Here is a 24988-nt window from a genome sequence, read left to right as displayed (position 1 = left end):
TCGTGGTCGATGAACACAGATGATTCGGATTGCCCCGGCGTCTTGGATGGAATTCCCGCGCCCGCTATTCCCGCCCGGGCGTGGCGCGGAGTGCGTTGCGCGGTCCCGGCCGGACCGGCGCGCGGAAACGCGGCCGCGATATCCGCGCGGGGACGGGCGCCGGACCGAGGGCGGCGACCAATTCCCGGCGCCGGTCCGGCCCGATGAACCGCCGGTCGCGAAAAGTGAGCGCGCCCTCCATCGCCCAGAGCATTTCCAGGGTCAGACCGCGCACTCGCGCCGCGCGCAGTCGCCGATAGGTTTCCACCGCGCCGAGTTCGGCGAGTTCGTCGAGCGAACGCACGTCCGCGTGCGCGAGCATCGCCGCGGCCGCGTGCCCGAGTTCGGCGCCGCGCCCGCGATATTCGCGAATACGCAAATGGGCGTCACCCCGGACGTTTTCGGCTTCGCTCCAGACCTCGGCGCGCAAGGCGTCCGGGGAATCCGGCCGGTCGGCGCGGGCGAGAACGCGGGCACGCGCCTGCCGGGCGACGCCGACCATCGGGCGAAAGGCCCGGAAGATCTGGATCTCGCCGTCGTGACCGTGCCGCCATTCGTCCAGATACACGTGGTCGGTGCCGAATCCGGCGGAATCGAGTCGCGCGGCGTCGAGCGCCCAGACCCGGCAGTCGTCGGGGGTGCGTGGGGTGAGCACCAGCATCCCGCGGCGACGGGTGATGTCCCCGCCGACCCGGCGATGGCGGTGCCCGGCCGACCACGCGTTCGCGGCGCGTGGCTCCAGCGTCCGGTCCAGGCCGAACGTCTGCCAGCGGACGGTCCCCGCCGACCCGCCTTCCCGCGTCTGCCGCTTCAGTGCCGCCGCGGCCTGATCGTCGAATCGGGTGTGCCAGCCCGGCACCAGCACGATGGGGTCGGCGGGGTCGGCGTCGAATGGCGTCGGCACCAGGAACTCCCGGTCGAGGAGGATCACGGTCCCCGGCCGCGACTGATACGACAGCCCCCACAGCAGCCTGGACAGCAGCTTCGCCCCGTGGTCATCCGACAGCACATGCCACGTCTCGTGGAACCGATTCGTGCTGAACCGGGCGCGCATCCCCGGCCGCGGCACGATCACCGTCCGCACACCACGCACTCCCCGCACCGAATGCCGGTGCAGTTTCAACCCGTCCGAGATATCCCGGGCATTCCCCGGCCGTTGTCTTTTCATCCCCCCAAGGAGGCCACATCGCCCCGCGCGCGAGCAACGGCTTTTCCGCGTGGCTGATCGCGCCGAGGTGGGCCTGGCGTAACGGTTCGTGGCTGGTTGCGGCTTTCCGGATCGCCGGGAGCTTACTGTCGGGGTGAGCACTGGGTTGGCCCGAACCGGGTTGCCGCCGGTTCACGACGCGAGGTGGTGGGACTGCCATGGTCGACGGGGCGGTTTCCGGGGGTGCTGATCGGTTGTCGGGCAGCAGGCGGCTGCTGGCGATTCTGCTGGCGATGGCCATGTTCGTCCTCGTCGTGGACACCTCGCTGATGAACGTGTCGATCTCGGCGGTGGTGCGTGACCTCGACACCACCGTCAGCGGCGTGCAATCCGCGATCGCGCTCGAGGCGCTGGTGTCGGCGGCCTTCATCCTGATCGGCAGCAAAGTCGGGGACCTGATCGGCCGTCGCCGTGCCTACGTGCTGGGCCTGCTCGGCTACGCGACCGGCGCGACCGCGATGACGTTCGCGCAGAGCCTCACCGCGGTGATCGTGCTGTGGGCCGTGGTCGGTGGCATCGGCGCGTCCCTGCTGCTGCCCGCCATGCAGTCGCTGGTGCACGGCAACTTCCACGGGGCGGCGCAGAAGAAGGTGTACGCGCTCGTCGGCGCGGCGGCCGCGATCGCCGCCGCGGTGGGACCGCTGCTCGGCGGCTTCGTCACGACCTACCTGTCGTGGCGCGTCGGGTTCGCGCTCGAGGTGGTGATCATCGTCGCCGTCCTGTCCGGGATCGGGCTGGTTCGCGACGTGCCCTACACGGGATCGCGCGGCGTGGATGTGGTCGGTGCCGCGCTGTCGGTCGTCGGCATGGGCGGCATCGTGCTGGGGATCCTGGTGTGGCAGGAGGGCGGCGAGGCCGTCGCGGCCCTGCTGGTGGCCGGTGCGGCCGCGCTGATCGGGCTGGCGTACTGGCTGATCCGCCGGAAGCGGCGGGGCGAACCCGCGCTGATGGATCCGGACCTGTTCCGGTCCAAGGCGTTCCGGCTCGGGGTCACCGGGCAGATGCTCCAGCAGATCGCGCTGGGCGGCACGATGATCGCGCTGCCGATCTACCTGCAGATGGTGCTCGAGTACAACGCGATGCAGGCGGGACTGTCGCTGGCGCCGCTGTCGCTGAGCATGTTCGCCGTCGCGCTGATCGCGGGTCGGCGGGCGGGGGCGCGGCGCTCGGCGCCGATCATCCGGTGGGGGTTCGTCCTGGTCACCGTCGGTATCGCGGTGCTCGTCCCGCTGGTGCCGCGCGCGGAGTTCGGGTGGGCGCTGCTGGCGCCGCTTGTCGTGGCGGGCGCGGGCTTGGGTCTGCTCGTCTCGCAGTTGAACAACTACACGCTCGCGCCGATCTCGGAGGAGCGGGTCAGCGAAGCCTCGGGCACCAACTCCGCCGCCGGGTCGTTCGGGCTCTCCTTCGGCCTGGCGTTCGCCGGCGCGATCATGCTGGCCACGCTGTCGCTGACCTTCACCGCGATGGCGGAGTCGAGCGAGGTACTCCCGCCTGCCGAGCAGGCCCACGTCGCCCAGGTCCTCGAAGACGACGCGCAGGTCATGAGCAACACCGAACTGGAGAAGCTGCTCGCCGGTCAGCCCCCGGCGATCCGCGAGGAGATCATCCGGATCAACACCGACGCGCGGCCCCTCGCGCTCCAGGCGGCGCTGCTGGTACCGATCCTGGCCGGACTCCTCGGCCTGCTCAACGCGTTCCGCATGGTGCGCCAACCCGACGCTCCACCCACCCCGGGCGCCACACCAGGGCCGTTCTGACCTCCTACCGCGCGGCTCCGCGACATTCCGTCATCCCGTTCCGTGCTGGCACGTAGTCGCGCGAGTGGTTCCACGGATGCCTTCCGACCAGGGGTTTCGCCATGATTCTTGGTGACCGCACAACACCGGCAGCGCCACCAAGAGGCTAGGCCGACCGCGTGTCATCTCACCGAAGCGACGGAGCACACGTCGCCGAATCAAGGAGGAACACCATGAACAAGATCGCATTCCGGACGGCGCTCGCCGCCATGGCCTCGGCCACCGCGCTCATCCTCGCCGGCGGCTCGGCGAGCGCGGAGTCCGCGTCGGTGCCCGCGCCGGTGCCCATCCAGGAGGTCTCCCTCGGCGGCTCTCCCGGCGCCATGGCGTTCTGTAGTTCCGCGGTCGGCTGGGTGCCGCTCGTCGGTCCCTTCGCCGCCTTGATCTGCGCGGCGTGAACGCGGCCGTCGCCCCGGCACCGGTGGCTCGCTGCCGGGTCGGGGCGCGGCGCGCCGGGTTAGTCGGACCACCGGGCGGCTAGCCGGGCAGTGGCGCGATGGTGTCGGCCTCGGCACGCAAAGCGGTCGCCTCGTCGGCGCGGTCCAGTGCGGACAATCCGTCCGCCTGGGCGCGCAGTGCGAGAGCGAGCGCGTCCTTCATGCTCCGCCCGAGCTTCTCGACCTCGATCACCAGGCGCTTCGTTGTCGTTTTCGCCTGCGGCCGAGTCGCTTTCGCCACCAAGGTGGGGAACTTCTTGTCGAATCGGCCGACGATCCAGCGGCGCAACTCGATCTCCTCGGCCCGCAGGGTTACCGCCTCCTGTGTGCGGCCGAGTTCGTCGAGGTAGAACGCCTCCTCGTAGAGCGACTGCGCGAAGCTGGTCGTCTTGGCGCGGCCGAGCGGCATCGCGACCATCTCGCGGCGCACCGCCGTCGACTCCGCCGCGTGCCGCAGCGCCGCGGCCGTATCGTCGACGACCCAGTGCCTGCGCGCTATCCGGCTGTGGAACTCGCCGAGCTTGTCGGCGAGGACGTGGGTGCCGATCGCGAACGGCGGCGGCCGCAGCCCGATCACCTCCGTCGTGCGCCCGGCCGACAGCAGCGAGCTGTAGCGATCCGGTTGCGGATGCGCCTTGTCCCAGGCGATTCCGCTGTCCACGAGATGCAGGGCGGCACCGTGGGTGAGCGTCCACCCGCCGACCACCTCGGCGGCGACCGCGAGATACATCACCGCCCCGGCTACCAGCGCCGACACCACCGCGACCGGCCACGTCCACCCCGACGGTGACAGCTTCCACACCGACACCGCGACCACATCCGCCACCGCCACCAGCACGAAAGACCAACCGGCGAGCACTATTCCGCGCCGTGGCAGCGCCGCCAGCGCCATCCACACCGCCGCCCGGCCGACACCTGTGAAGCCGATGCCGGGCAGGAGTAGCAGCACCAGCCACAGTTCCTGGCCGGTCCACAGCCAGATCGGCACGCCGATCGTCACCGCGAGCACCGCCCAGATGAGCGCCGCCCCCCAACTGCCGAAATCCTCCCCGGAACCCATGCCCAGATATTCCCCGCCGCCACCGACAGAAACTCGTGTTAGACATGCGAGGGCATTTGTCTTACTTTAGAGGCATGAGTTCAACGACGTCTCATGTGGTCGGGTTCGAGCTGCGCTCCGGGGAAACCTGGCGCGACCCCTGGTCCATGTACTCCGCGCTGCGTGATCACGACCCGGTCCACCGGGTGGTCCCCGACGGGCGGGAGGCCGACGACTTCTACGTGCTGTCCCGGCACGCCGATGTCTGGACGGCGGCCCGGGATCCCGCAACCTTCTCCTCTGCGGCGGGATTGACCGTCGACTACGTCGACCTGGCGACGGCGGGCTTCGGCGGCGTCAAGCCGTTCGTCTTCATGGACCCGCCCGAGCACACCGACTTCCGCCGCCGGGTGTCTCCGGGTTTCACGCCGCGTCAGGTGAATTCGGTGGAGCCGGCGGTGCGCCGCTTCGTCGTCGAGCGGATCGAGCGCCTGCGCGAGGCGGGCGCGGGTGACATCGTGCAGGAGCTGTTCAAGCCTCTGCCCACCATGGTCGTCGCGCACTATCTCGGTGTGCCGGAACGCGATCACGGCAAGTTCGACGAGTGGACCGAGAACATCGTCGGCGGCGCGGTCGCCGGTGCGGGGCTGGCCGCGGGTGATCAGAACGCCTTCACCGCAGTCGGTGAGCTGGTCGGCTACTTCTCCGAGCTGATCGCCCGCCGCCGTGTCGAACCCGGCGACGACACCATCTCGCACCTGCTGGCCTCCGGCCTCGGCGCCGACGGTGACAACGACGGCCTGATCGCGATCCTCGGCTTCGCGTTCACCATGATCACCGGCGGCAACGACACCACCACCGGCAACCTGGGCGGCGCGGTCCAGCTCCTCACCGCCTATCCCGACCAGCGCCGACAGCTCGCCGATGACCCGTCGCTCATCCCGGACGCGATCGAGGAATTCCTCCGCATGACCTCGCCGGTGCAGGGCCTGGCCCGCACCGCCACCCGCGATGTCGAGCTGCACGACACCACCATCCCCGCCGGGCGGCGCGTGCTGCTGCTCTACGGCTCGGCCAATCGGGACGAGCGCGAATTCGGTCCCACGGCAGCCGAACTCGACATCCGCCGCAACCCGAAGCGCATCCTCACGTTCAGTCACGGGCACCACCATTGCCTCGGCGCGGCCGCGGCCCGCATGCAGGCGCGCGTCGCGCTCGAGGAACTGCTGGCCCGCTGCCCCGATTTCACCGTCGACCTCGACGCCGTGCGGTGGGCACACGGCAACTACGTCCGCTGGCCGCTGTCGGTGCCGTTCCACGCGACGGGTGCGGCGTGAGCGGCGACTGGCTGGCCACCGACCGCGCGGATCTGGCCGCCGAGCGCATCCTCGACGCGGCCGCCGAGCTGTTCGCCGAACGCGGGGTTGCCGCGGTCGGTATGCGCGATATCGCCGCGGCGGCCGGGTGCTCCCGGGCCACCCTGTACCGCTACTTCGACAATCGGCAGGCCGTGCGGATCGCCTTCGTGCACCGCGAGACCCGGCGCGTCGTCGCCGGGCTCACCGATCAGGTGCGCGACATCGCCGACCCGGGGGAGCGGATCATCGCCGCGATGCTCGGCGCGATCGCCGCGGTCCGCGCCGACCCGCTGCTGATCGCCTGGTTCCGCCCCGGCGATTCCGGCACGGCCGGTCGCATCAGCCAGGACTCCGATGTCATCGAGTCGCTGGCCGCGACCATCTTCGCCGATATCGACCTGAGCGATCCCGAACGCAGCAGGCTGGCCCGCTGGCTGACCCGCGTCATCGTCTCGTTCCTGGCCACGCCCGGCCGCGACGACGCCGACGAACGCGCGATGCTGCGGGAGTATGTCGCCCCGATCATCACGCGCGCCCCCACCTGGGCCGACCACTGAGTCAATGACCCGGTTCGGCGGTCTTCCGGTCGAGGTGGGCGACGCGGGGTTCCGGCATCGCGCACGCCATCCCGTCGGCCATGCCGGTCGGCTGCACACCGAGGCCCTGGTTGAGCCGCGCCCGCTGGTTCTCCCACGCGATGGACGCGGCCAGCTCCGTCAGCTGGGTCTTGGTCAGGTGGGTGAGCAGGGTCGCGCGCAGGTCGTCGAGGTCGACCGCCGGGGTCGAGGTCATCGCCTCGGCGAACTCGATCACCAGCTTCTCCAGCTCGGTATAGGCGTCGCTGGTCCGGTAGCGGGGCAGCTCGGTGATCTGGGCCCTGGTCAGTCCGGAGGTGTGCGCCAGCGCCGAGCCGATGTCGAGACAGAACTGGCAGGCCACCAGCCCCGCCGTCTTGAGCTCGGCGAGTTCCTTGAGCCGGGGATCGAGCTTGTTGCTGAACAGCAACGCCGTCTCGTAGGCCATGGTCGCCGCCGCGATCTGTGGGCGTCGGCCCAGCCACCCGACCAGATCGCCGCGATTGCGCCGCGCCTGCCCGATCACCGTGGCGTATCCCCTGATCCGCTCGACCACTCGCATCGAAACCACCCCTTCGTGTCGACGATTCGCCTACCCCCGAACCTACTCCGTCGCCTCAACTAGAACGTGTTCTATATTCGAGGAAAGTTCCGGCGATCCCTCGGGAGTCCAGATATGTACCAGTGGTCCGACGAAGACCTGATGTTCCGCGACGCTGTGTGCGGGTTCATCGCCAAGGAGATCACCCCGCACGTCGACCAGCTGGAGAGCGGGGCGCTGCCGCCGTTCGACATCATCCGCAAGCTCTACGCCACCTTCGGCTTGGACGAAATGGCCAGCGAAGGGCTGGCGAAGGCCATCGCTCGCGAGGAATCGGGCACCACCGGATCGGGCAAATCGGGCGGCGGGTTCAGCGGTGCCGGCAGCATGGGCGTCATCCTCAACAGCGAGCTGGCCGGGGTCAGCCTGGGCCTGGTGGCGTCGATGGGCGTGAGCCTCGGCCTCACCGCGGGCACCATCCGCAGCCGCGGCACCCTCGCCCAGAAGAAGCGCTGGCTGCCCGAACTGGTCACCATGGCCAAGGTCGGCGCCTGGGCCATCACCGAGCCGGACTCGGGCTCCGACGCCTTCGGCGGGATGAAGTCCTACGTCCGCCGTGACGGCGCGGACTACATCCTCAACGGCCGCAAGACCTTCATCACCAACGGCCCGTACGCCGACGTCACCGTCGTCTACGCCAAGCTGGACGAAGAGGACGGCACCGACCGCCGCGACCGCAAGGTGCTCGCGTTCGTGCTGGACAAGGACATGCCCGGTTTCGTGCAGAGCCCGCCGTTCAAGAAGATGGGCATGAACTCCTCGCCCACCGGCGAGCTGTTCTTCGAGAACGTCCGCATCACCCCCGACCGCCTGCTCGGCGAGACCGAGAACCCGGCCAAGGGCGACGGAAAAGACAGTGCCAAGGAGTCTTTCGCGGCCGAGCGCATCGGCATCGCCTCGCTGGCGCTGGGCATCATCAACGAATGTCACCGCCTGTGCATCGATTACGCCAAGTCCCGCAAGCTGTGGGGCAAGGAGATCGCGCAGTTCCAGCTCATCCAGCTCAAGCTGGCCGAGATGGAGATCGCGCGGATCAACGTGCAGAACATGGTCTTCAACGCGATCGAGCGCACTGCCGCCGGCGACAAGGTGACCCTCGCCGAAGCCTCGGCGATGAAGCTCTACTCCTCCCGCGCCGCCACCGAGGTGGCGATGGAGGCCGTCCAGCTGTTCGGCGGCAACGGCTACATGGCCGAGTACAAGGTCGAGCAGCTCGCCCGCGACGCCAAGTCCCTGATGATCTACGCGGGCAGCAACGAAATCCAGGTCACGCATATCGCGAAGGGTCTGATCGCCGGATAGCTCCGGGGATCGTCCGGCGCGCTCCGGCCCGTCGCCGGGGCGCGCCGCCGCATGACCGACGTTTTCGCTGTTCGCGCAGGTAGCGCGCTCGTATACTGCGAAGATGCGAATCCGCCGGGTTGTCCTCGTCGGCGCCGCGGTGGTGGCCGCGGCGGTCATCACCGAGCCTGCGGCTTCAGCCACGCCGTCCTCCGGCGTCACGGTCGAACCGCTGACGCAGGTCGACGTGAGCGCCTTCAGCCCGTTCGCCTCGCTACCGAGCAAGTTCACCTTCCGCCGGATCACCCTCGCGCCCGGCGGCACCCTCGGCTGGCATTATCACGACGGCAATGTCCTCGCGTTCGTCACCGCGGGCGAGGTCACCCGGTACGAGGCGGCGGACTGCCTGCCGGTGACATATTTCGCCGGTCAGGGCTTGTCCGAGACGGTCGGCCCCGATCACGTCCACGTCGGCCGCAACCTCGGCACCGTGCCCGCTGAGTTGTACGTCGCTTACCTCAACCGCGCGAACGAACCGCTCTTCGTCGACGCTCCCGCCCCGGACTGTCCGTAGTCGGCGGGCCGGGGTCGGCCAGCCGTCGACCCCGTGACTTTCTGATGGTCACGGGGGTCTCCGTTGCCGAGGCGCGCTGCGGCGCCGTCCGATCGGTGGCGGGTGGTCAGGCGCCGAGGCAGGCCGCGGCGCCGCCCGCGGCGAACGTCTCGGTGCTGCAATAGGCGGCCCGCGGGTAGTACGGGCCCATCGTGACGGCCGGGTCGGTGCCCGAATCCTGCGACGCCTGGACCGAGTTCGGGTAGAACGCCGCGCTCGGGGTCATGTTGCGCAGGAACAGCACCTTGTCCACGTCGGTGCTGCCCCAGGGAATCGTTGTCACGGTCGACGGGAGATTCGCGGGCAGGTCCGCGGGCGCGGCGAGCACGTAGGTGTAGTAGCCGTCGGCGTCGAGCGCGGTCTGGAAGTCGGCCGCGCAGGCGACGACGGGGTACGGAGTGCGCAGGTCGTTCTGGCACATCGACCAGTACCGCACCTGGGTCGGCTCGGTCGGTGACTGCCCGGCCCTGGTGTCCGGGAAGGTCGGGGCCTTCGCTCGCACCACCACCAGGCGGCCCGGCTGATAGCTGATGCGGGTCCCGACGTATTTGTTGTCACCGTTCGGGAAGAGCCCGGCGGTGCTGGCCGGATTGCCGAAGGTGGCCTCCGGGGCGTTGCCGGGGAACGCGCCCGAGGCGGCCGCGGCGATGCCCTGATCGAAGACCGCCTTCGCGGCGTCGGCCACGGGGCCGGTGTAGGTCGCCGGGTTGAACGGCTGCTCGCACGGCTGGGCCGGAACCTGGTTGCCCGCGAGGGTGAGCCGCACGTCCGGCAGGGGAACACCGCCGCCGAGCGAGGCCGGATCGGTCGGCACGTAGACCCGGACGATGACGAACCCGATCGGCGTGCTCTGCCCGCTCGCGACCGCCTGGATCTCGTTGCGGCTGTGGTCGGCCGGGCCGTTGACCAACCTGGCGTGCCACCGCTGCTGGTCCGTCGGCAGCGCGGCGGCGGAGGCGTCGACATACGGGTTGCCGCTGCCCGGGTCAGGGGCGATCTGGTTGTCGCGCAACGTGTCCACGGTGTTCAGATCGGTCCCGTAGGTGTTCAGCGAGAAATACCGCGCGGCCGGATAGGTCCCCGACAACTCGATCGAGTCGCCCGGCCCCAGCGCGTACGGCATCAGCCAGTACGTCGAGTTCGCGTCGGGGAACGCCACATTCAGCACGGTGTCGTTCGACATGAACCGCCACGCGCACAGCACCGAGTCCGGCGGCCCCGCCGAGGCGGGCGCGGCGACCCCGACCACTCCCGAGATCAGGGCGAGAACACACCCCAGCCGGACGAACAAGGCAACAACCGAATGCATGACGATCCTCCGCTGCGCTCGAACTGTCGAACTGTCGAAGAAAATCCGCACGCCCACGTCACCGCGGTCGGCTCGCGACCAACATAGACCACCCCACGGCCGGCGAACCCCGCGGGACGCCGATCAGCGCGTCCCCTCGACCGCGCGCGTCAGGCGCCGCGAGACTTCGCCCTGGGGGTGAACAGACAGGGCCTGGTTGACAATCAGCCAATCCGCGATGTCGTCACCGCGGACATATTTGCGGAAACAGTTGTAGATCGCGTAGTAGCCGAGCTCGATCGAATCGGGAAAGGCCAGGTCGTCATCTTGGAGCGCGGCGAGGGGCTCGAGATACCGGCTGTCGACATCCGCGTGATCCACACCGGCTCGCGCCGCGCGCAGGGCATCGGCCGGCAACTCGACATCGACGTCGTGCCACATCCCGACCACCGAGTCGCGGTAGCGAAGCGCGGCGGGCTTTCCCCGGACGTAATCGTTCCAGGTCAGCAGGGCATCGTCGCACAGCGAGAGATGAACGAGTCGTCGACTGTCGGCTCCCAGCTGGAAGAAGGGGTGCGTCGACGTCATAGGCGATTCTAACGAGGCATTCAGCCCGATCCGACCCCTGACCCCGACATTCGGGGCAATCGAATTCGCAGGCCCGACTCTACGATTCGGTCATGAATCCCCTGACTCGGATATCGCGCGTCGGTGTCGCGGCGCTCGCCCTCACCACCGGACTCCTCCTCGCGGCAGCCCCGGCCACCGCGGAAACCCCCGCCACGGGCAGCAGCTCACTCGGCACCGGCTCCGCCCAGGACCTCATCGAGGCCTTCGCCTGCGCCGTCGGCGCCATGTCCTGCCCCATCGTCATCCCGCAGTGACCCAGCTACCCGGGTCGTGCTGAGTGCCCCCACAGGGACTCGAACCCTGACTTGGCGGATTTTAAGTCCGCTGCCTCTGCCAATTGGGCTATAGGGGCGTCCGGGACAGCCTAGCGACTCGTACGGGTGTACCGGAATCGTGTCGGTATACAAGGTCGGCCCGGCGTGTCGCCGGTGACAGCGCCGAACCGACCTTATCGCCGATGGGGCTGGTCAGCCGGTCGGCGGGCGATTACCGAGGACGGAGTGGCGGCGGCCGTAGGCGAAGTAGACGGCGAAGCCGAGGATCATCCAGACGATGAAGCGCAGCCAGGTCTCCACCGAGAGGTTGACCATCAGCCACAGGCAGGAGAGCACGGCCAGGATGGGGATCAGCGGGACGAACGGGACGCGGAAACCGCGCGGCAGGTCGGGGCGGGTGCGGCGCAGGACGATCACGCCGACCGAGACCAGCACGAAGGCGAACAGGGTGCCGATGTTCACCATTTCCTCGAGCGTGCCGAAGTCGACGAAGCCGGCCAGCACGCAGCAGACGATGCCGACGATGACGGTCAGGCGAACCGGCGTGCCGCGCGAACCGGTGTGGGCCAGCCAGCGCGGCAGCAGACCGTCGCGTGCCATCGCGAACAGCACGCGGGTCTGCCCGAGGAACAGCACCATCACGACGGTGGTCAGACCGGCCAGCGCGCCGATGGAGATGACGTTCTTGGCCCAGTCCACGCCGTGGATGGCGAACGCGGTGGCCAGCGTGGCGTTCTCGCCCGCCAGATCGGTGTAGGGCACCATGCCGGTGAGCACCAGCGACACCGCGACGTAGAGCACGGTCACGATGAGCAGCGAGCCCAGAATGCCGCGCGGCACCGCCTTCTGCGGGTTCTTGGTCTCCTCGGCGGCGGTGGCGACGACGTCGAAACCGATGAACGCGAAGAACACCAGGCTGGCCGCGGCGAGCAGGCCGTACCAGCCGAAGTTGCTGTTGCCCGCGCCGGTGAGGAACGAGAACAGCGACTGGTGCAGGCCGCTGGCGCCGTCCTCCTCGGGCTGCGACGGCGGGATGTAGGGGCTCAGGTTGGATGCCTTGAAATAGGTGATGCCGAGGACCAGCACCAGCGCGATGACGGCGAGCTTGATCGCGACCGCGATCGCCGACACCCGCGAGGACACCTTGGTGCCGATGGCAAGCAGCACACCGAGCACCGCGATCAGCGTGACCGCGCCCCAGTCGAAGGTGACCGAGCCGAGCTGCACGGTGGCGGTCTCGAAGCCGAAGACGGTGCCCAGGTACTGCGACCAGCCCTTCGCGACCACCGAGGCGGCGAGCGCGAATTCGAGAATGAGGTCCCAGCCGATGATCCAGGCCACCAGTTCACCGAAGGTCGCGTACGAATAGGTGTACGCGCTGCCCGCCACCGGCACGGTCGAGGCGAATTCGGCGTAGCAGAACGCGGTGAGACCACACGCGATCGCGGCGAACACGAACGCCAGCGAGACCGACGGCCCGGCCACATTGCCCGCGGTGCGGGCGGTCAGCGTGAAGATGCCGGCGCCGACCACCACGGCGACACCGAAGATCGTCAGATCCCAGGCCGTCAGGTCTTTGCGGAGTTTGGAATCGGGCTCATCGGTGTCGAGGATGGATTGCTCGACGGATTTGGTGCGGAACAATCCGCTCCCTCGGCCTGTGGAACGGCCTGCCGCTGGCGTGGCGTCCGGTGTCGGCACGGTCTTCTCCTTCTGTGCGAACGTCTTCGGGGGATACCCGGCGGCAGGTCAGTGCACGCCCTGCATATGGCGCTTGATCCAGGGCGCGAGCGCGGCCACGACGAGACCGGCCACGATGGCGGCGCCACCGCTGATGCCGAAGTACGCGGTCTCGTTGTCGGGGCTGTAGTAGCGGGCCAGGGTGCCCGCCATGGACGTGCCGATACCGACCGAGAAGAAGTACAGGGCCATCATCTGCGAGCGGTACGCGGCGGGGGCCAGATGGGTGGTCACCGCGAGACCGATCGGCGAGAGCAGCAGCTCGGAGACGGCGAAGCCGCCCAGGATGAGGAAGACCGCGAGCACCGGCACGGTCTTGCCCTCGAAGCCGCTCAGCAGCGCGAACATCCAGAAGGCGATGCCCATGCCGATGACACCGAGCGCGAACTTGATCGGGGTGCTCGGCGCCCGGTTGCCCAGCTTGGTCCACATCAGCGCGAACAGCGGCGAGAGCGCGATGATCCACACCGGCTCCACCGAGCCGATCCAGCTGGCCGGCGCCTCCCAGCCGAAGATGCGCCAGTCGATGCGTTCGTCGGAGTACACCGCGAGCATGGTGAACATCTGCTGGAACAGCGACCAGAACACCGCGTTGGCGATGAACAGCGGGATGAACGCGCGCACCCGGGTGCGCTCGACCTGGGTCACCTTGGCGCTGGTGAGCAGCACGGCGAAGTAGACGATCGAGGCGACCACGATGACGCCGGTGGTGACATCGGACAGATTGTCCAGGGTGAGCAGCCCGGTCAGCACCGCCACCAGCACCGCGACGGCGGCGATGGCCACGCCGATCAGCACCGGGTTCAGCTCGCGGCGGGTGAGCGGATTGGGCACATCGCGGCCGTGCGTGCCGAGGTTGCGCCGGAAGACCACGTACTGGGTCAGGCCGAGCGCCATGCCGACCGCGGCGGCGGCGAAACCGGCGTGGAAGCCCCACTCGCGTTGCAGCAGGCCGGTCAGCAGCGGGCCGGTGAAGGCGCCGAGATTGATGCCGAGATAGAAGAGGGTGAAGCCACCGTCGACCCGCGCGTCCGTCGGTGAGTACAGCGTGCCGAGCAGGGACGAGGCGTTGGCCTTGAGCGCGCCGCTGCCGAACGCGACGAGCACCAGGCCGACGCCGACCCCGGCCAGTCCGGGCAGCACCGCCAGCGCGATATGGCCCGCCATGACCACGACACCGCCGTAGAAGACGGTGCGCTCCATGCCCAGCACCCGGTCGGCAATCCAGCCGCCGAGGACCGTCGACAGATACACCAGCCCGCCGTAGGCGCCGACGATGCCGAGCGCCGTGCTCTGGTCGAGGCCGAGCCCACCTTCGGTGGTGGAGTAGTAGAGGTAATAGCCCAGGATCGTGAGCATGCCGTAGAAGGAGAAACGCTCCCACAGCTCGACACCGAACAGGTTGGTGAGTCCGATCGGATGGCCGAACAGGGTCCGTTCGCCAGCCTCGTCGGCGGGGCCGGGCGGGTCGCCGAGCCGCGTTTCTTCGGTGGACATAGGGGAACGATCCCACGTCCAAACGGTGTACAGCAATTTTCCCGCATCGTCGCGGCTTCGGCGCGCCGCGCCGCCTCGGCGCCGATGTTCTCGGCGCGCGGCGGGCCCGCGCGCGAATTACCCTGGAGTGGCCGGATTCCCGCGACGGACGAGGAAATCAGACATGCTGACTGCCGAGGTGACCGTGCCGGTCGACCGCGCGGCGGCCTTCGCGACCCTGGCCGACGGCTGGCTGTACGCGAGCTGGGTGGTCGGCGCCTCGCATATCGGCCGGGTCGATCCCGACTGGCCCGCCGTCGGCAGCCGGATCCACTATCGCTTCGGGCTCTGGCCGGTACTGATCAGCGACACCACGGTGGTCCGCGCCGCCGATCCGCCGCATCGGCTGGAGCTGGAGGCGCGCCTGTGGTCGGTCGGCTCGGCGTGGATCCGGCTCACCCTGTCCGAGGCGACGCCGGGGCACACCACCATCCGGATGACCGAGCGCGCGTCCGGCGGGCCCGCGCGGCTGATTCCCGGGGTGGCGCAGGATCTGGCCTTCGCCGCGCGCAATCAGGAATCGCTGGATCGGCTGGCGGATTTGATCAGGGCGCGGGCGCAGAACTCCTGATCGCAAGATCGCAACCGGTCGGTTCGAAATGAATGCCCCTATTTCCAGGGGCGCCGTTCCAGGAGTTCGCGCACGCTGGATTCATCTCGATAATTGCGAAACAGAATGTGCTGGAACGGAATTCGAATCATGAATTTCGAACTGTCGGCAAAACCGATACGGCCAGGTCGAATGGTCTAGTCTCTAGCCATCGCGCATGCGGAAATGATCGACCTCCGGGGGATGATGTGCTGCACATCGAGCATTTCAACAATGGCTGGATGAATCCGGTTCTCGCTTTCAGTCTGTCGTTCATCGGCTCGGTATTGGGGTTGCGGTGTGCGGTGCACGCCAAAACCTCGACCGCGCCGATCGGGTGGTTGATCGCCGCGGCGGTCGCGATCGGCGGGGCGGCGATCTGGGTCATGCATTTCACGGCCATGCTCGGCTTCAGTATCGATGGGACGCCGATTCGCTACGACGTGCCGACGACCTTGCTCAGCGCGGTCATCTCGATCGGCGTCGTCCTGGCCGGGCTGACCATCGTGACTCTGGGGCGGCGCGAATGGCTCAGCCTGCCGGTGGGCGGCACGATCACCGGGCTCGGTGTGGCCGCCATGCACTACCTGGGCATGCGCGCGATGCGCAGCGGGGCCGTCATCGGCTATCGGCCGCCGCTGGTGGTGCTCTCGATCGTCATCGCGGTGGTCGCGGCGACCGCGGCGCTGTGGTTCATGCTGCACGTGCGCGGTCTGGTCCGGACGGCGGGCGCGGCACTGGTCATGGGGGTCGCGGTCTGCGGCATGCACTACACGGCGATGGCCGCGATGAGCGCGCACCACAGCGGCGCCGAGCGGCCGGTCGACGGGGTGGCGCCGGTGCAACTGCTGCTGCCGTTGATCGGGAGCGTGTCGCTGGTGGTCACCGGGCTGGTGATCCTGGTCGGGCTGGCCGAACTGGACGTCGACGCCGGGGACCGGGCGCGGCCGGATCCGGTGCGCGTGACCGGTGGGGTCATGCGCAGCACGGACCCGGCCACCCTGTCCGACAGCGGCAGGCAGTGGCCGCGTCAGGGCTGAGCCCGGGCTACTGGCTGGGTTCGGGCAACGCACAGTCGTCGACCTTGGGGTTGACGCCCATGTAGTTCAACGGCCCGGCCAGCATCGTCACCGCGATGGTGCCGAGGGTGGCGCAGTTCTGTTCACGATCGGTGAAGTAGCCGCGCTGGCCCGCGGCGATGACACCGATCACCAGCCACACCAGCACCAGGATCGACAGTATTCGGGGCAGATTCGCCGACATGATGTTCCTCCTCGGAAGGGTCCGGCCTGGGTCAGTAGTAGTGGCGCCTGCCGCCGATCGGGCGGCCGACGCGGCCGGCGAGGAGCAGGACGACGCCGATCACCAGCAGGACCACGCCCACGGTGGACAGCAGGGAGATGCCGAAAACGAGTCCGGCTATGAGGAGTATTGCGCCTAGAAGAATCATTCGAGCTCACCTGTTCGATACGGGGTACTACGTCGTGACGTGCCGGATCGCACGTCACATCGGGCATATGCCCCGTTGTGCCGATCGGAAACAGCTCTGGTTCGCGCCGGAACGGATCGGCGCAGTCAGTGGGTCGACGGCGGGGTGGCCGTGCGGCGGCGGGCGGCCGACTCGTTGTCGGCGGTCATCCGGTAGACGGTGCGTTCGAGGGTCGGCAGGATGCCGGTGATCGGCAGGGTGCCCGCGGCGAATCGCGCGATCAGCGCCAGCACCATATTGCCCAGGATCAGGCCGAGGTCGTCGAGGTAACCGGGGTCGAGGTCGCGCAGGGCGACCTCGGCGGCCGGGAGCACCGCGATCAGGCCCTGGCTGTCGAGGCGTTCGCCGCCGGGGCCGGTGCGGGCGTGGTGGTAGGCCTCGAGCATCTTGGGGTTGCGCTCCCAGGGCTCGAAGACGGTGCGCAGCAGGCGGATCAGGCTCTCGCGCAAGGGCTCGCCGGGTTCGGGCGGGGTCACGTCGGCGTAGGCGTTGGCGGCCATCCACTGTTCCAGCGCGGCGATGATCAGCTCGTCCCTGGTGCGGAAGAGCCGGTAGATCTTGGCCAGCGAGACATGGGCCTCGGCGGCGACGGCGCGGAGCTGGACGGCGTCGTAGCCCTCGGTGGTCAGCAGGCCGAGCACCACCGCGATGATCTTCGCCGATGCGTCCGATTCCGTTCCGCTGCTCACGGGTGAATGGTAGCGTCGCGCAGCGGTAACCCAGTTACCGCTGGATGGGGTCGGTGCACGCCCCGTCCGGACGACGCGACACCCGACCACTCCCGAGCCGAGGCGCCCGCTGCCGCCGCGTGCTCGCAGGACACAGGAAGGCGGCCCCGTTCGCGGGGCCGACGACACACTCCATGACTCGTCTGTTCTCCCGTGCGGCCCGCCGCTACGGCCTCGTCGCGGTGGCGCTGCTGCTGCTACCGCTCGGCGCCGCCGTCCCGACGGCGACCGGTGCACCCACCGACCGAACCGCCTGCCTGCCCGGCTCCCTGCCCGAGACCGGCCTGCAGGGCGACGTCCCCGCCGCCGACCGCGACAGCGGTCGCTCCCGCGACGGATTCCGCTGCAATATGCGGCTGCTCGGCAGTGCGCCGGGCCGCGGCGGCGGCATCACCTCGGTCACCTTCGACCACTGCGCCTACGTCGGCACGTTCTTCCCCGGCAATCTGCTCGGCCCGGACGAGGGTGTGCGGGTGCTCGACATCGCCGACCCGTCGGCCCCGGTCCACACCACCACGCTCACCGAGCCGGCGATGCTGGCCGGCACCTGGGAGAGCCTGAAGGTCAACGCCGCGCGCAAACTCCTTGTCGGCGCCGGTGTTCCGGCCCTGACCGGCGCGGGCCTGCTCTCGGTCTACGACATCTCCGACTGCGCCCATCCCCGGCTGCTCAATCCGGGCCCCGGCACCGATCTCGCGCTGCCGGTGCCGATCACGGCGCACGAGGGCGGCTTCTCGCCGGACGGCCGCACCTACTGGGCGTCGGGAACGGCCCCGGGTCTGCTCAGCGCGGTCGATCTCACCGATCCGTCGAATCCCCGGGTGATCTGGCAGGGCCTGCCCGGCCTGTCCATGCACGGCTTCGGCTTCTCGCCCGACGGCAATCGGATGTACCTGGCGAACAACCTGGGCGGTCTGAAGGTCCTCGATGTCGCCGCCGTGCAGCGCCGCGACCCGCGACCGCACGTCCCCGAACTCGCCGACCTGTCCTGGACCGACGGCTGGGCCACCCAGCACGCCGTCCCGGTGACCTATCAGGGCAAGCCGTACGTGTTCGCCGTCGACGAGGCGGGCTCGGGCGGGGTGAAGCTCATCGACGTCGCCGACGAGCGCAATCCCTGGATCGCGCGGTCGATCAAGCTCGCGATCAACCTGCCGGAGAACCAGGACAGCATGCTCGCCTCCGCATCGGGTGGTTCGCTGTTCGCCTACGACGCGCACTACTGCGCGGCCGATCGCCCGGCGGACCCGACCGCGCTGGCGTGCAGCTGGACCTCCTCGGGCATCCGGGTCTTCGATGTCCGCGATCCCGCCGCCATCCGGGAGATCGGCTACTTCAACCCGCCCGCCCGCACCGGCGAGAACAGCGAACTGTGGAACTCCCCGCACGCGCTCGCCTCGATCATCGGACCGCCGCTGCTGGCGGCGCCGACCGTCGCCCAGGCGATGCTCGGAGGCGCCTTCGATCCGGCGCAGGCGCTCAGCGCGCGCACCGGCACCCTGGCCTTCGGCGACCTGTCGACCGACTGGTGCTTCTCGCCGCCGGAATGGCGCGGCAACCAGCTGTGGACCACCTGCGCGGACAACGGATTCCTCGCCCTGGAACTCGCGCCCGAGGTGTACACCCCGCCCACCGACCAGCTCTCGACCACCGGATCATGAGCGGGTACAAGGGCTTCCGGGTGGCCGCGCTGGCGTGTGGCGCGGCACTGTTGCTCGCCATGGGCGCCGCGCTGCGCCCGCTGCTGCCCGCCCCCGCCGCGCCGCCGGTGCTGACCGCGACCGAGATCGGTTTCGTCCAGGACATGGTCGCCCATCACAGCCAGGCGCTGGTCCTGGTCCAGCGCCTGGACCGGGGCGTCGATCCCGCGGTCCTGGTGCTGGCCGGGCAGATCGCCGACACCCAGCGCACCGAGCTGGGCATGCTGCTCGGCTGGTTGCGGCTGGCGGGCGCGCCCGTCGCCGGGACCGATCCGATGGCCTGGATGCGCCCGGCGGGCGCGCATCGGCACGCCGGTGCCGATGCCGCACAGCACGACTCGGCGATGCCGGGAATGGCGACGACCGCCGAACTCGACGAGCTCGCCGCCGCCACCGGCACTCAGGCCGAGGTGCTGTTCCTGCGGCTCATGCAGCGCCATCACTACGGCGGCATCGAGATGGCCGCCACCGCCGACGCGCTGCTCGACGGCGGCGAGGTCGAGCGCGCCGCCCGCGACATGATCACCGGCCAGGGCCGCGAGGCCGGCCTGCTCGGCCTGCTGCTCGACCGCCGCGCGTAAGCCGGACACCCGAAAATCCCTACCCCGATGAAGGTTTGCCGAATGTCGAAGTTCTCCCGCCGTACCCTGCTGACCGGTGCGGCCGCCGCCGGCCTCACCCTGGCGGCCGCCGGGACCGCGGGCGCGCGGCCCGTCGCCGCCCGCACCGGCGGCATCCCCCTCACCACCGAGGACCGCCGGGTCGTCGTGATCGGCTCGGGCTTCGGCGGCGGCGTGACCGCGCTGCGCCTGGCCGAGGCGGGCGTCCCGGTGCTGCTGCTCGAACGCGGCAGGCGCTGGGAGACCGGGCCGAACGCCCAGACCTTCCCGCTGGCCACCCGCCCGGACAAGCGCCTGCTCTGGTACCGCTCCGACCCGATGGTGTTCGGGCGCCCGCTGGTGTTCGAGCCGTATGCCGGTCTGGTGGAAGCGGTTCCGGGCGCCGGGATGACCGCGCTGTGCGCCGCCGGGCTCGGTGGCGGTTCCCTGATCTACCAGGGCATGTCGCTGCAACCGACGCGTGAGGTGTTCGAGACGCACTTCCCGGCCGGGCTGGACTGGGACCGGATGGACCGGGTCCACTACCCGACGGTGGCCCGCATGCTCGGGCTCGCCACCGCCCCGGACGAACTGATCGAACACAAGAACTACACCGCGGCCCGGGTTTTCGCCGACCGGGTGCGGGGCGCCGGGATGCCGCTGTCGAAGATCCCGATGCCGATCGACTGGAACTACGCGCTGGCCGAACTGCGCGGGGAGATGACCCCGTCCTACACCAACGGCGACGGCGCCATGGGTGTGAACAACGGCGGCAAGCACTCCGTCGACGTCACCTACGTCGCGGCGGCCGAGGCGACCGGCCTGGTGGAGGTGCGGACCCTGCACGAGGTGACCGGGATCGAGCGCGCCGCCGACGGTCGCTGGGTGGTGCGCGTCGACCGGGTCGACACCGCGGGCACCGTGCTGGAGAACAAGGTCATCACCACCGGCGCGCTGGTGCTGGCGGCGGGCAGTCTCAACACCACCCGGATGCTGGTGCGCGCACAGGCGCTGGGCCACATCCCCGATCTGCCCGACGAGCTGGGCCGGGGCTGGGGGACCAACGCCGACCGGATCTATGTGTGGCGCAACGCCTCCGCCGGATTCGGCGCGGCGCAGGGCGGCCCGGTGGTCTACGGCAGCAAGAACTGGGACGACCCGCGGTCGGCGTTCACCGTCATCCAGGCTTCGATCCCGTCGCTGCCGATCGACCCGGGCGCCACCATGCTGGTCGGCTACGGCGTGAGTTCCGGGCGTGGCGAATTCGCCTACGAGCCGGGGGCCGACATCGCGACCCTGCGTTGGCCGGGCGACGGCGACCAGATGATCCAGGACAACCACATCGGCCCCGCCGTGCAGCGCATCGCGGGCCCGGACAGCACGCTCATCGACACCAATGCCCTGTTCCCCTCCACCTGGCATCCGCTCGGCGGCGCCAATATGGGTACGGTCTGCGATCTCGACGGCCGCGTCCTCGGGCAGCGCGGGCTCTACGTCCTCGACGGCGCGCTCATGCCGGGCAATACCGCGGCCTGCAATCCGTCGATGACCATCGCCGCGATCGCCGAGCGCGCGCTGGCGAATCTGGTCCGCACCGACGTGGGCACGCTGATCTGAGCGGGGTTCGGCGCGCCGCCGAGGGTGGCGCGCCGAACGTGGATCAGCCCGCGGAGCCCGGGATGGGCAACACCGCGGAGCCCGTCGCGGGCGGACGCGGTCCGGCGGAGCCGAGGTCGGCGTCGAAGGAGCCGGTGCCGCTGCCGAAGTCGGCGTCGACCGAGCCCATCGAGCTGCCGGTGGGTGGGCCGATCTCGACCGAGCCCGAGGGCCACAGATCCCAATCGAGGCCGCCGGCGGCCTGGGCGGTGCCGCCCGCACCGAGCAGGGTTCCCGCGGCGAGCGCGGCCAGCAGGCCCGCCCGGGTGGTGGACTTACGGATGGACATGGGGTGATACCTCCGAGCACTTCGCTGTGATAGCGCTCATACAGTATCTGAAATATGTCAGTTTCATACCTGCGATCGGTGGCCGACTTCCATCTGCACGCGATAGCGGTCGGCGCGATACCAGCTGTGGGTGTGCTCGATCGGCACCTCCGCGCTGAACGACACCCGGTCGAAATGCAGGACGGGAGCGCCCTTCTTGACGCCGAGCAACGCCGCGACGCCCGCCTCGGCGGCCTGGGCGTCGACGGTCTGCTCGGCCCGCTCGATCGGCCTGCCGTAGCGATCGGCGGTGGTCCGGTAGATCGAGCCGGTGAGGTCGTGCGAGATCAGGCCGGGGAGCAGTTCGGGGTTGAACCAGGCGTCGTCGACGCTGACCGGTTCCTCGTCGGCCAGCCGCAGCCTGCGCACGTGATAGGCCGCGGTCTCCGGGGGCAGGCGCAGCGCGCGGGCGGTGGCCTCGGGCGGCACCGCCTCCTCGGCGACCAGCACCAGGGTGGTCGGCTGATGTCCGAGGGTGCGCATCTCCTCGGTGAACGAGGCCAGATGCAGCCGGGACTGCACCGGCCGGTGCGCGACGAAGGTGCCCTTGCCGCGGACCCGGACCAGATAACCCTCGTTGACCAGCTGTCCGATCGCCTCGCGTACGGTGATCCGGCTGACGCCGTAGTCCTGCATGAGGTTGCGCTCGCTGGTCATCAGGTCGCCCGGCTGTAGCTCGCGCGTGCATTTCTGCAACAGGATCGCGCGCAGCTGTTCGTGTTTGGGCACTGCGCTGTCGCGCAGCGGTGCGGGCATGAAGGTGGCTCCTTCGGTGAGGGTGCACCGGTCCCTACTGGTCCTGTCCGGTGTGTTCGAGAATACGCGACCCCGCCCCCGCGGCCCAGGAAATTCTCCGCCGGAACGCCGAAAGCCCCGCTGACCGAGGGTCTCGGTGCGGGGCTCGCGGGTGGAGCGGGCGATCAGGACAGCGCTTTGGCCTTGAGCTGTTCGTACTCGGCCTGGGTGATCGAGCCTTCGTCGAGCAGCTTCTTGGCGTCGGCGATCTGCGCCGCGGGGTTCGTGCCCGCGGTTTCCTTGATGTAGGAATCCTGCGCCTGCTGGATCTCCTTGGCCTGGGCGGTGGACCGCTCGGCCATGCCCTGACCTCGGAAGATCAAGTAGGCCAGCGCGGTGAGGAAGGGGAGGAAGATCAAGCAGATGATCCAGATCGCCTTCACCCAGCCCGATGTCTTGTGATCCCGGAACAGGTCCCCGATGATCATGAAGACCATCAGCAGATAGGCGACAAAAGCGAAGCTCACAATGATGAGCCAGATGACTTCCCAGAATGACATGGCACACCTCGAGGGGGAGAGGGATCGATCGTCCGTTGCGGGCGATCGATTGAAGCACGCTTTTTGCTGGAAAATTGCCGGTCGTCGAGCGTTTCTTTGACCCTGTGCAGGGTGGGTACCCGTCAGCGTACGCGCGCGGATGGCCCCCTCGCAGGTGGCGGCACACCGCCGCCACCCGTGTCGGTCAGCGGATCCCGGGTGTGGCGGGGTTGTTGCCGACGCAGCCGAGGACGACGCAGCCGGGCGGCCAGTCGGAGAACGGTGGCTTCGGGGTCTCGCCGAGGCAGTCGACGAAACTGCACCCCGGGTAGGCGTAGGGCCCGATGCCGAAGGTGCCCAACAGCGCGTCGGGACGGGCGATCATCGGATCGGTGACGCTCACGTCCGGGCGTTCCCGGTACGGGCCGGGATCGGGGAGCCGCTGGTCGACGAAGGCCGAGACCAGGGTGCGCAGCACGTTGTGGGTGTAGGTGGACGAGGCGCCCGGCGTCGCGACGCCGGTCCAGTTCAGCATCAGGCCGAGGCTGGGCACGATGTAGCTGTCGTTGCGCAGCATGCCCGACATCTTCACCGCGTCCAGCGGCAGGCCGGGGAACTCGAGCACGCACGGCGTGCCGTTGATCACGAACAGGAAGCCGTAGCAGGGCATGCTCGGCGAGGGCGACAGCGCCGCGCGCATGTACTCGTCGGAGATCACCTGCTGGTCGTTCCAGCGGCCCCGATTGCCCACGAGCAGGCCGAGTTTCGCGAAGTCGTCCGGCGGCAGGATCAGATGCGCGTGGCCGTAGGTGTTTCCGGCGCGGTCGCGGGCCCAGAAGTAGTCGCCGCGGGCGATGCCCAAGGGGTCGAACAGCTTCCGCTGCGCGAAGCTCTGGAAGTCCTCGCCGACCGACTGCCCGATGACGTAGACGAGCAGGTCGACCGCGCGCTGGCTGTAGCGGAACATGGTGCCCTGCGGGCGCTCGATCGGCATCGCCAGCGCCTGCGCGACGACGTTCGGATCCAGCGCGGCCAGCCCGGTCGCGCCCTCGGCGGCGACCGCGACCTCCATCCCCGACGACTCGGTGAGCAGGTTGCGCACCGTGATGGACCGGTGCGCCTCATCGCCGAGGCCCGCGGGCAGGTAGCGGCCGATCGGCTCGTCGATGAGCAGTTTGCCCTCGTCCACGGCCAGCCCGGCGACCAGCGCGACCACGCTCTTGGTCCCGCTCCACAGATTCCAGGCCACGCCGCCGGATTCGGCGTTGCGCGGTCCCCCGGCGATCAGGCAGTTGTTGCGGTACAGCTGGATGTTGAAGCGGGTGGTGTCGATCGCCAGGTTCATGGCGTCGGCGACCCGCCCGGGGTCGAGGGCCGCCTCGGCGGGCGTCGCGGTCTGCGGCGTGCGCCCCGAACTGACCTCACACTGCTTGGCGGTGACCGGCTCGGCCTGGGCAACCGTGGGCAGCAGCGCGCCCGACGACAGCGTCAGCGCGGTAACCGCCACCGCCACAACATGTTTCAGATAGCCGTGCACTCCACCCTCCAGAAAGAGATTTCGGAAGGGAATCGTGAACAGTCACGTTCTCGTTACTTGTGCTCAGTTTCCGTACGGTTTGCAGACATCGATCGCGGTGTCCTTGGCGTCGTTGAACGTGTCGATCACGCCGTTGAGTTCGTCGGTGGGCGCGCGGCGTTCGAGCGTGTCGGCGAGGGTATTGGTGTTGTCGCGGTAGGCGCGCAACGGGGTGGCCAGCGTCGAGATCACGTCGTTGGTGATCTTGCGGCCGAGGTCCTTGGCGTTGTTGCGCAGCGTGGTGACCGCGTCGTTGGCCTTGGCGTCGGTGTCGGCGGCCCTGGTGTTGCTGGCGTCGATGTAGGCGTTGAACGCGGTCACCGAGCTCTTGTTCGCCGCGCGCAGGCCGTCGCAGGCCGCGTCGTTGGCCTTGGCCACCCGCGCCGCCGACGACGCGGCGACCTCGGAGGTATAGGAGGCGAGATCGGTCTGGTTGGCCTGCGCGTCGCCGGGCACCTGCTTGGTACAGGCGACCAGGACCAGGCCGGTCGCCACGGCCACGAGCGCCGTGCCGACCCCCATTCGTTCCCGTTGTCTCATGTCTCCCTCTCCTCCCTCGGGACCGCCGGCTCGCGGATTGCGCCGGAGCCGAACATATCGACCGTACTGGCTGGAGGCGGGTGACGTCAGCTCG

The 24988-nt window shown here is 69.3% G+C and carries 27 protein-coding genes and 1 tRNA gene; 12 read left to right on the top strand and 16 right to left on the bottom strand.

Translation table 11 applies throughout. From position 1 onward, the window contains the following. Window positions 1-64: 64 nt before the first annotated feature. Window positions 65-1123 carry a TfoX/Sxy family DNA transformation protein gene (locus AB0L91_RS07290; RefSeq protein ID WP_365007946.1) on the bottom strand — a complete coding sequence of 353 codons (1059 nt, stop codon included), beginning with the start codon at window positions 1121-1123 and terminating at the stop codon, window positions 65-67. Between the two features lie 281 nt (window positions 1124-1404). Here AB0L91_RS07290 and AB0L91_RS07285 point away from each other — a divergent pair, with 281 nt between their 5' ends. Together AB0L91_RS07285 and AB0L91_RS07280 are read left to right on the top strand one after the other, a co-directional pair. After that, window positions 1405-3003 (top strand): MFS transporter, encoded by a 1599-nt coding sequence (locus tag AB0L91_RS07285; protein ID WP_365007943.1) that lies wholly within the window; start codon window positions 1405-1407, stop codon window positions 3001-3003. Between the two features lie 212 nt (window positions 3004-3215). Then, window positions 3216-3440, top strand: a complete 225-nt coding sequence (locus tag AB0L91_RS07280) for a hypothetical protein (protein WP_365007941.1) — start codon at window positions 3216-3218, stop codon at window positions 3438-3440. Between the two features lie 79 nt (window positions 3441-3519). Here AB0L91_RS07280 and AB0L91_RS07275 read toward each other — a convergent pair whose 3' ends face one another. Continuing rightward, the gene (locus tag AB0L91_RS07275; RefSeq protein WP_365007938.1) at window positions 3520-4539 is read right to left on the bottom strand and encodes a hypothetical protein; all 1020 of its coding nucleotides are present in this window, start codon (window positions 4537-4539) and stop codon (window positions 3520-3522) included. A 74-nt stretch (window positions 4540-4613) separates the two neighbouring features. Between AB0L91_RS07275 and AB0L91_RS07270 the strand changes: the two genes are divergently transcribed. Both AB0L91_RS07270 and AB0L91_RS07265 read left to right on the top strand, forming a co-directional pair. Continuing rightward, the gene (locus tag AB0L91_RS07270; protein WP_365007935.1) at window positions 4614-5855 is read left to right on the top strand and encodes a cytochrome P450; all 1242 of its coding nucleotides are present in this window, start codon (window positions 4614-4616) and stop codon (window positions 5853-5855) included. Then, window positions 5852-6433, top strand: coding sequence for a helix-turn-helix domain-containing protein (locus tag AB0L91_RS07265; protein ID WP_365007932.1), 582 nt, complete (start codon window positions 5852-5854; stop codon window positions 6431-6433). Before AB0L91_RS07270 ends, AB0L91_RS07265 begins: the two co-directional genes overlap by 4 nt. Window position 6434: 1 nt before the next feature. Here AB0L91_RS07265 and AB0L91_RS07260 read toward each other — a convergent pair whose 3' ends face one another. Further along, on the bottom strand, window positions 6435-7013 hold the full coding sequence (locus tag AB0L91_RS07260) for a carboxymuconolactone decarboxylase family protein (protein ID WP_365007930.1): 579 nt from the start codon (window positions 7011-7013) through the stop codon (window positions 6435-6437). Between the two features lie 114 nt (window positions 7014-7127). Between AB0L91_RS07260 and AB0L91_RS07255 the strand changes: the two genes are divergently transcribed. After that, entirely contained in the window at window positions 7128-8354 is a 1227-nt protein-coding gene (locus AB0L91_RS07255; protein ID WP_365007928.1) for an acyl-CoA dehydrogenase family protein, read from the top strand. Between the two features lie 103 nt (window positions 8355-8457). Continuing rightward, a complete protein-coding gene (locus AB0L91_RS07250) occupies window positions 8458-8907 on the top strand; it encodes a cupin domain-containing protein (protein WP_365007926.1) in 450 nt (149 codons plus the stop codon). Between the two features lie 106 nt (window positions 8908-9013). Here the strand turns inward: AB0L91_RS07250 and AB0L91_RS07245 are convergent, their stop codons facing one another. Further along, window positions 9014-10255 carry a hypothetical protein gene (locus AB0L91_RS07245; protein WP_365007923.1) on the bottom strand — a complete coding sequence of 414 codons (1242 nt, stop codon included), beginning with the start codon at window positions 10253-10255 and terminating at the stop codon, window positions 9014-9016. A gap of 123 nt (window positions 10256-10378) precedes the next feature. Next, a complete protein-coding gene (locus AB0L91_RS07240) occupies window positions 10379-10822 on the bottom strand; it encodes a hypothetical protein (protein ID WP_365007921.1) in 444 nt (147 codons plus the stop codon). A 92-nt stretch (window positions 10823-10914) separates the two neighbouring features. Between AB0L91_RS07240 and AB0L91_RS07235 the strand changes: the two genes are divergently transcribed. Beyond that, window positions 10915-11118, top strand: coding sequence for a hypothetical protein (locus AB0L91_RS07235; RefSeq protein WP_365007918.1), 204 nt, complete (start codon window positions 10915-10917; stop codon window positions 11116-11118). Window positions 11119-11142: 24 nt separating this feature from the next. Here the strand turns inward: AB0L91_RS07235 and AB0L91_RS07230 are convergent. The 3 genes from AB0L91_RS07230 to AB0L91_RS07220 form a co-directional block, all read right to left on the bottom strand. Beyond that, window positions 11143-11216 (bottom strand) — tRNA-Leu (locus AB0L91_RS07230). A 115-nt stretch (window positions 11217-11331) separates the two neighbouring features. Then, window positions 11332-12783 carry an amino acid permease gene (locus tag AB0L91_RS07225; RefSeq protein ID WP_365007916.1) on the bottom strand — a complete coding sequence of 484 codons (1452 nt, stop codon included), beginning with the start codon at window positions 12781-12783 and terminating at the stop codon, window positions 11332-11334. A gap of 105 nt (window positions 12784-12888) precedes the next feature. Beyond that, a complete protein-coding gene (locus AB0L91_RS07220) occupies window positions 12889-14376 on the bottom strand; it encodes an oligopeptide:H+ symporter (protein ID WP_365007914.1) in 1488 nt (495 codons plus the stop codon). A 163-nt stretch (window positions 14377-14539) separates the two neighbouring features. Here AB0L91_RS07220 and AB0L91_RS07215 point away from each other — a divergent pair, with 163 nt between their 5' ends. Both AB0L91_RS07215 and AB0L91_RS07210 read left to right on the top strand, forming a co-directional pair. After that, window positions 14540-14986 carry an SRPBCC family protein gene (locus AB0L91_RS07215; RefSeq protein WP_355273243.1) on the top strand — a complete coding sequence of 149 codons (447 nt, stop codon included), beginning with the start codon at window positions 14540-14542 and terminating at the stop codon, window positions 14984-14986. A gap of 260 nt (window positions 14987-15246) precedes the next feature. Then, window positions 15247-16044 carry an MHYT domain-containing protein gene (locus tag AB0L91_RS07210; protein WP_365007910.1) on the top strand — a complete coding sequence of 266 codons (798 nt, stop codon included), beginning with the start codon at window positions 15247-15249 and terminating at the stop codon, window positions 16042-16044. 7 nt (window positions 16045-16051) lie between these two features. On the opposite strand, the gene AB0L91_RS07205 is transcribed toward AB0L91_RS07210, so the two are convergent. The 3 genes from AB0L91_RS07205 to AB0L91_RS07195 form a co-directional block, all read right to left on the bottom strand. Then, the gene (locus tag AB0L91_RS07205) at window positions 16052-16267 is read right to left on the bottom strand and encodes a hypothetical protein (protein ID WP_357342943.1); all 216 of its coding nucleotides are present in this window, start codon (window positions 16265-16267) and stop codon (window positions 16052-16054) included. Window positions 16268-16298: 31 nt separating this feature from the next. After that, window positions 16299-16454: a DUF6131 family protein gene (locus AB0L91_RS07200; RefSeq protein ID WP_355273237.1), complete on the bottom strand. Its 156-nt coding sequence runs from the start codon at window positions 16452-16454 to the stop codon at window positions 16299-16301. Window positions 16455-16579: 125 nt separating this feature from the next. Beyond that, window positions 16580-17182, bottom strand: a complete 603-nt coding sequence (locus AB0L91_RS07195; protein WP_365007907.1) for a TetR family transcriptional regulator — start codon at window positions 17180-17182, stop codon at window positions 16580-16582. A gap of 173 nt (window positions 17183-17355) precedes the next feature. On the opposite strand from AB0L91_RS07195, the gene AB0L91_RS07190 reads away from it, so the two are divergent. Genes AB0L91_RS07190 through AB0L91_RS07180 form a run of 3 tightly spaced genes read left to right on the top strand, consistent with a single transcriptional unit; the run spans window position 17356 to window position 21137 of the window. Beyond that, window positions 17356-18882 carry a hypothetical protein gene (locus tag AB0L91_RS07190; RefSeq protein ID WP_365007904.1) on the top strand — a complete coding sequence of 509 codons (1527 nt, stop codon included), beginning with the start codon at window positions 17356-17358 and terminating at the stop codon, window positions 18880-18882. Continuing rightward, a complete protein-coding gene (locus AB0L91_RS07185; RefSeq protein WP_365007902.1) occupies window positions 18879-19502 on the top strand; it encodes a DUF305 domain-containing protein in 624 nt (207 codons plus the stop codon). Before AB0L91_RS07190 ends, AB0L91_RS07185 begins: the two co-directional genes overlap by 4 nt. A 42-nt stretch (window positions 19503-19544) precedes the next feature. Then, a complete protein-coding gene (locus tag AB0L91_RS07180) occupies window positions 19545-21137 on the top strand; it encodes a GMC oxidoreductase (protein WP_365007900.1) in 1593 nt (530 codons plus the stop codon). 43 nt (window positions 21138-21180) lie between these two features. On the opposite strand, the gene AB0L91_RS07175 is transcribed toward AB0L91_RS07180, so the two are convergent. The 5 genes from AB0L91_RS07175 to AB0L91_RS07155 form a co-directional block, all read right to left on the bottom strand. Further along, complete coding sequence (locus AB0L91_RS07175) at window positions 21181-21465, bottom strand: hypothetical protein (RefSeq protein WP_365007897.1); 285 nt, start codon at window positions 21463-21465, stop codon at window positions 21181-21183. Between the two features lie 63 nt (window positions 21466-21528). Further along, complete coding sequence (locus AB0L91_RS07170; RefSeq protein ID WP_355273220.1) at window positions 21529-22260, bottom strand: GntR family transcriptional regulator; 732 nt, start codon at window positions 22258-22260, stop codon at window positions 21529-21531. Between the two features lie 164 nt (window positions 22261-22424). After that, on the bottom strand, window positions 22425-22799 hold the full coding sequence (locus AB0L91_RS07165) for an SHOCT domain-containing protein (protein ID WP_365007895.1): 375 nt from the start codon (window positions 22797-22799) through the stop codon (window positions 22425-22427). 184 nt (window positions 22800-22983) lie between these two features. Further along, window positions 22984-24285 carry a serine hydrolase domain-containing protein gene (locus AB0L91_RS07160; protein ID WP_365007893.1) on the bottom strand — a complete coding sequence of 434 codons (1302 nt, stop codon included), beginning with the start codon at window positions 24283-24285 and terminating at the stop codon, window positions 22984-22986. 93 nt (window positions 24286-24378) lie between these two features. Then, entirely contained in the window at window positions 24379-24894 is a 516-nt protein-coding gene (locus AB0L91_RS07155) for a hypothetical protein (RefSeq protein ID WP_355273213.1), read from the bottom strand. Between the last annotated feature and the right edge of the window lie 94 nt (window positions 24895-24988).

It is taken from the genome of Nocardia sp. NPDC051833 (genome assembly GCF_040681225.1).
Lineage (GTDB): Bacteria > Actinomycetota > Actinomycetes > Mycobacteriales > Mycobacteriaceae > Nocardia.
This window is presented reverse-complemented; position numbering and strand designations above follow the sequence as displayed.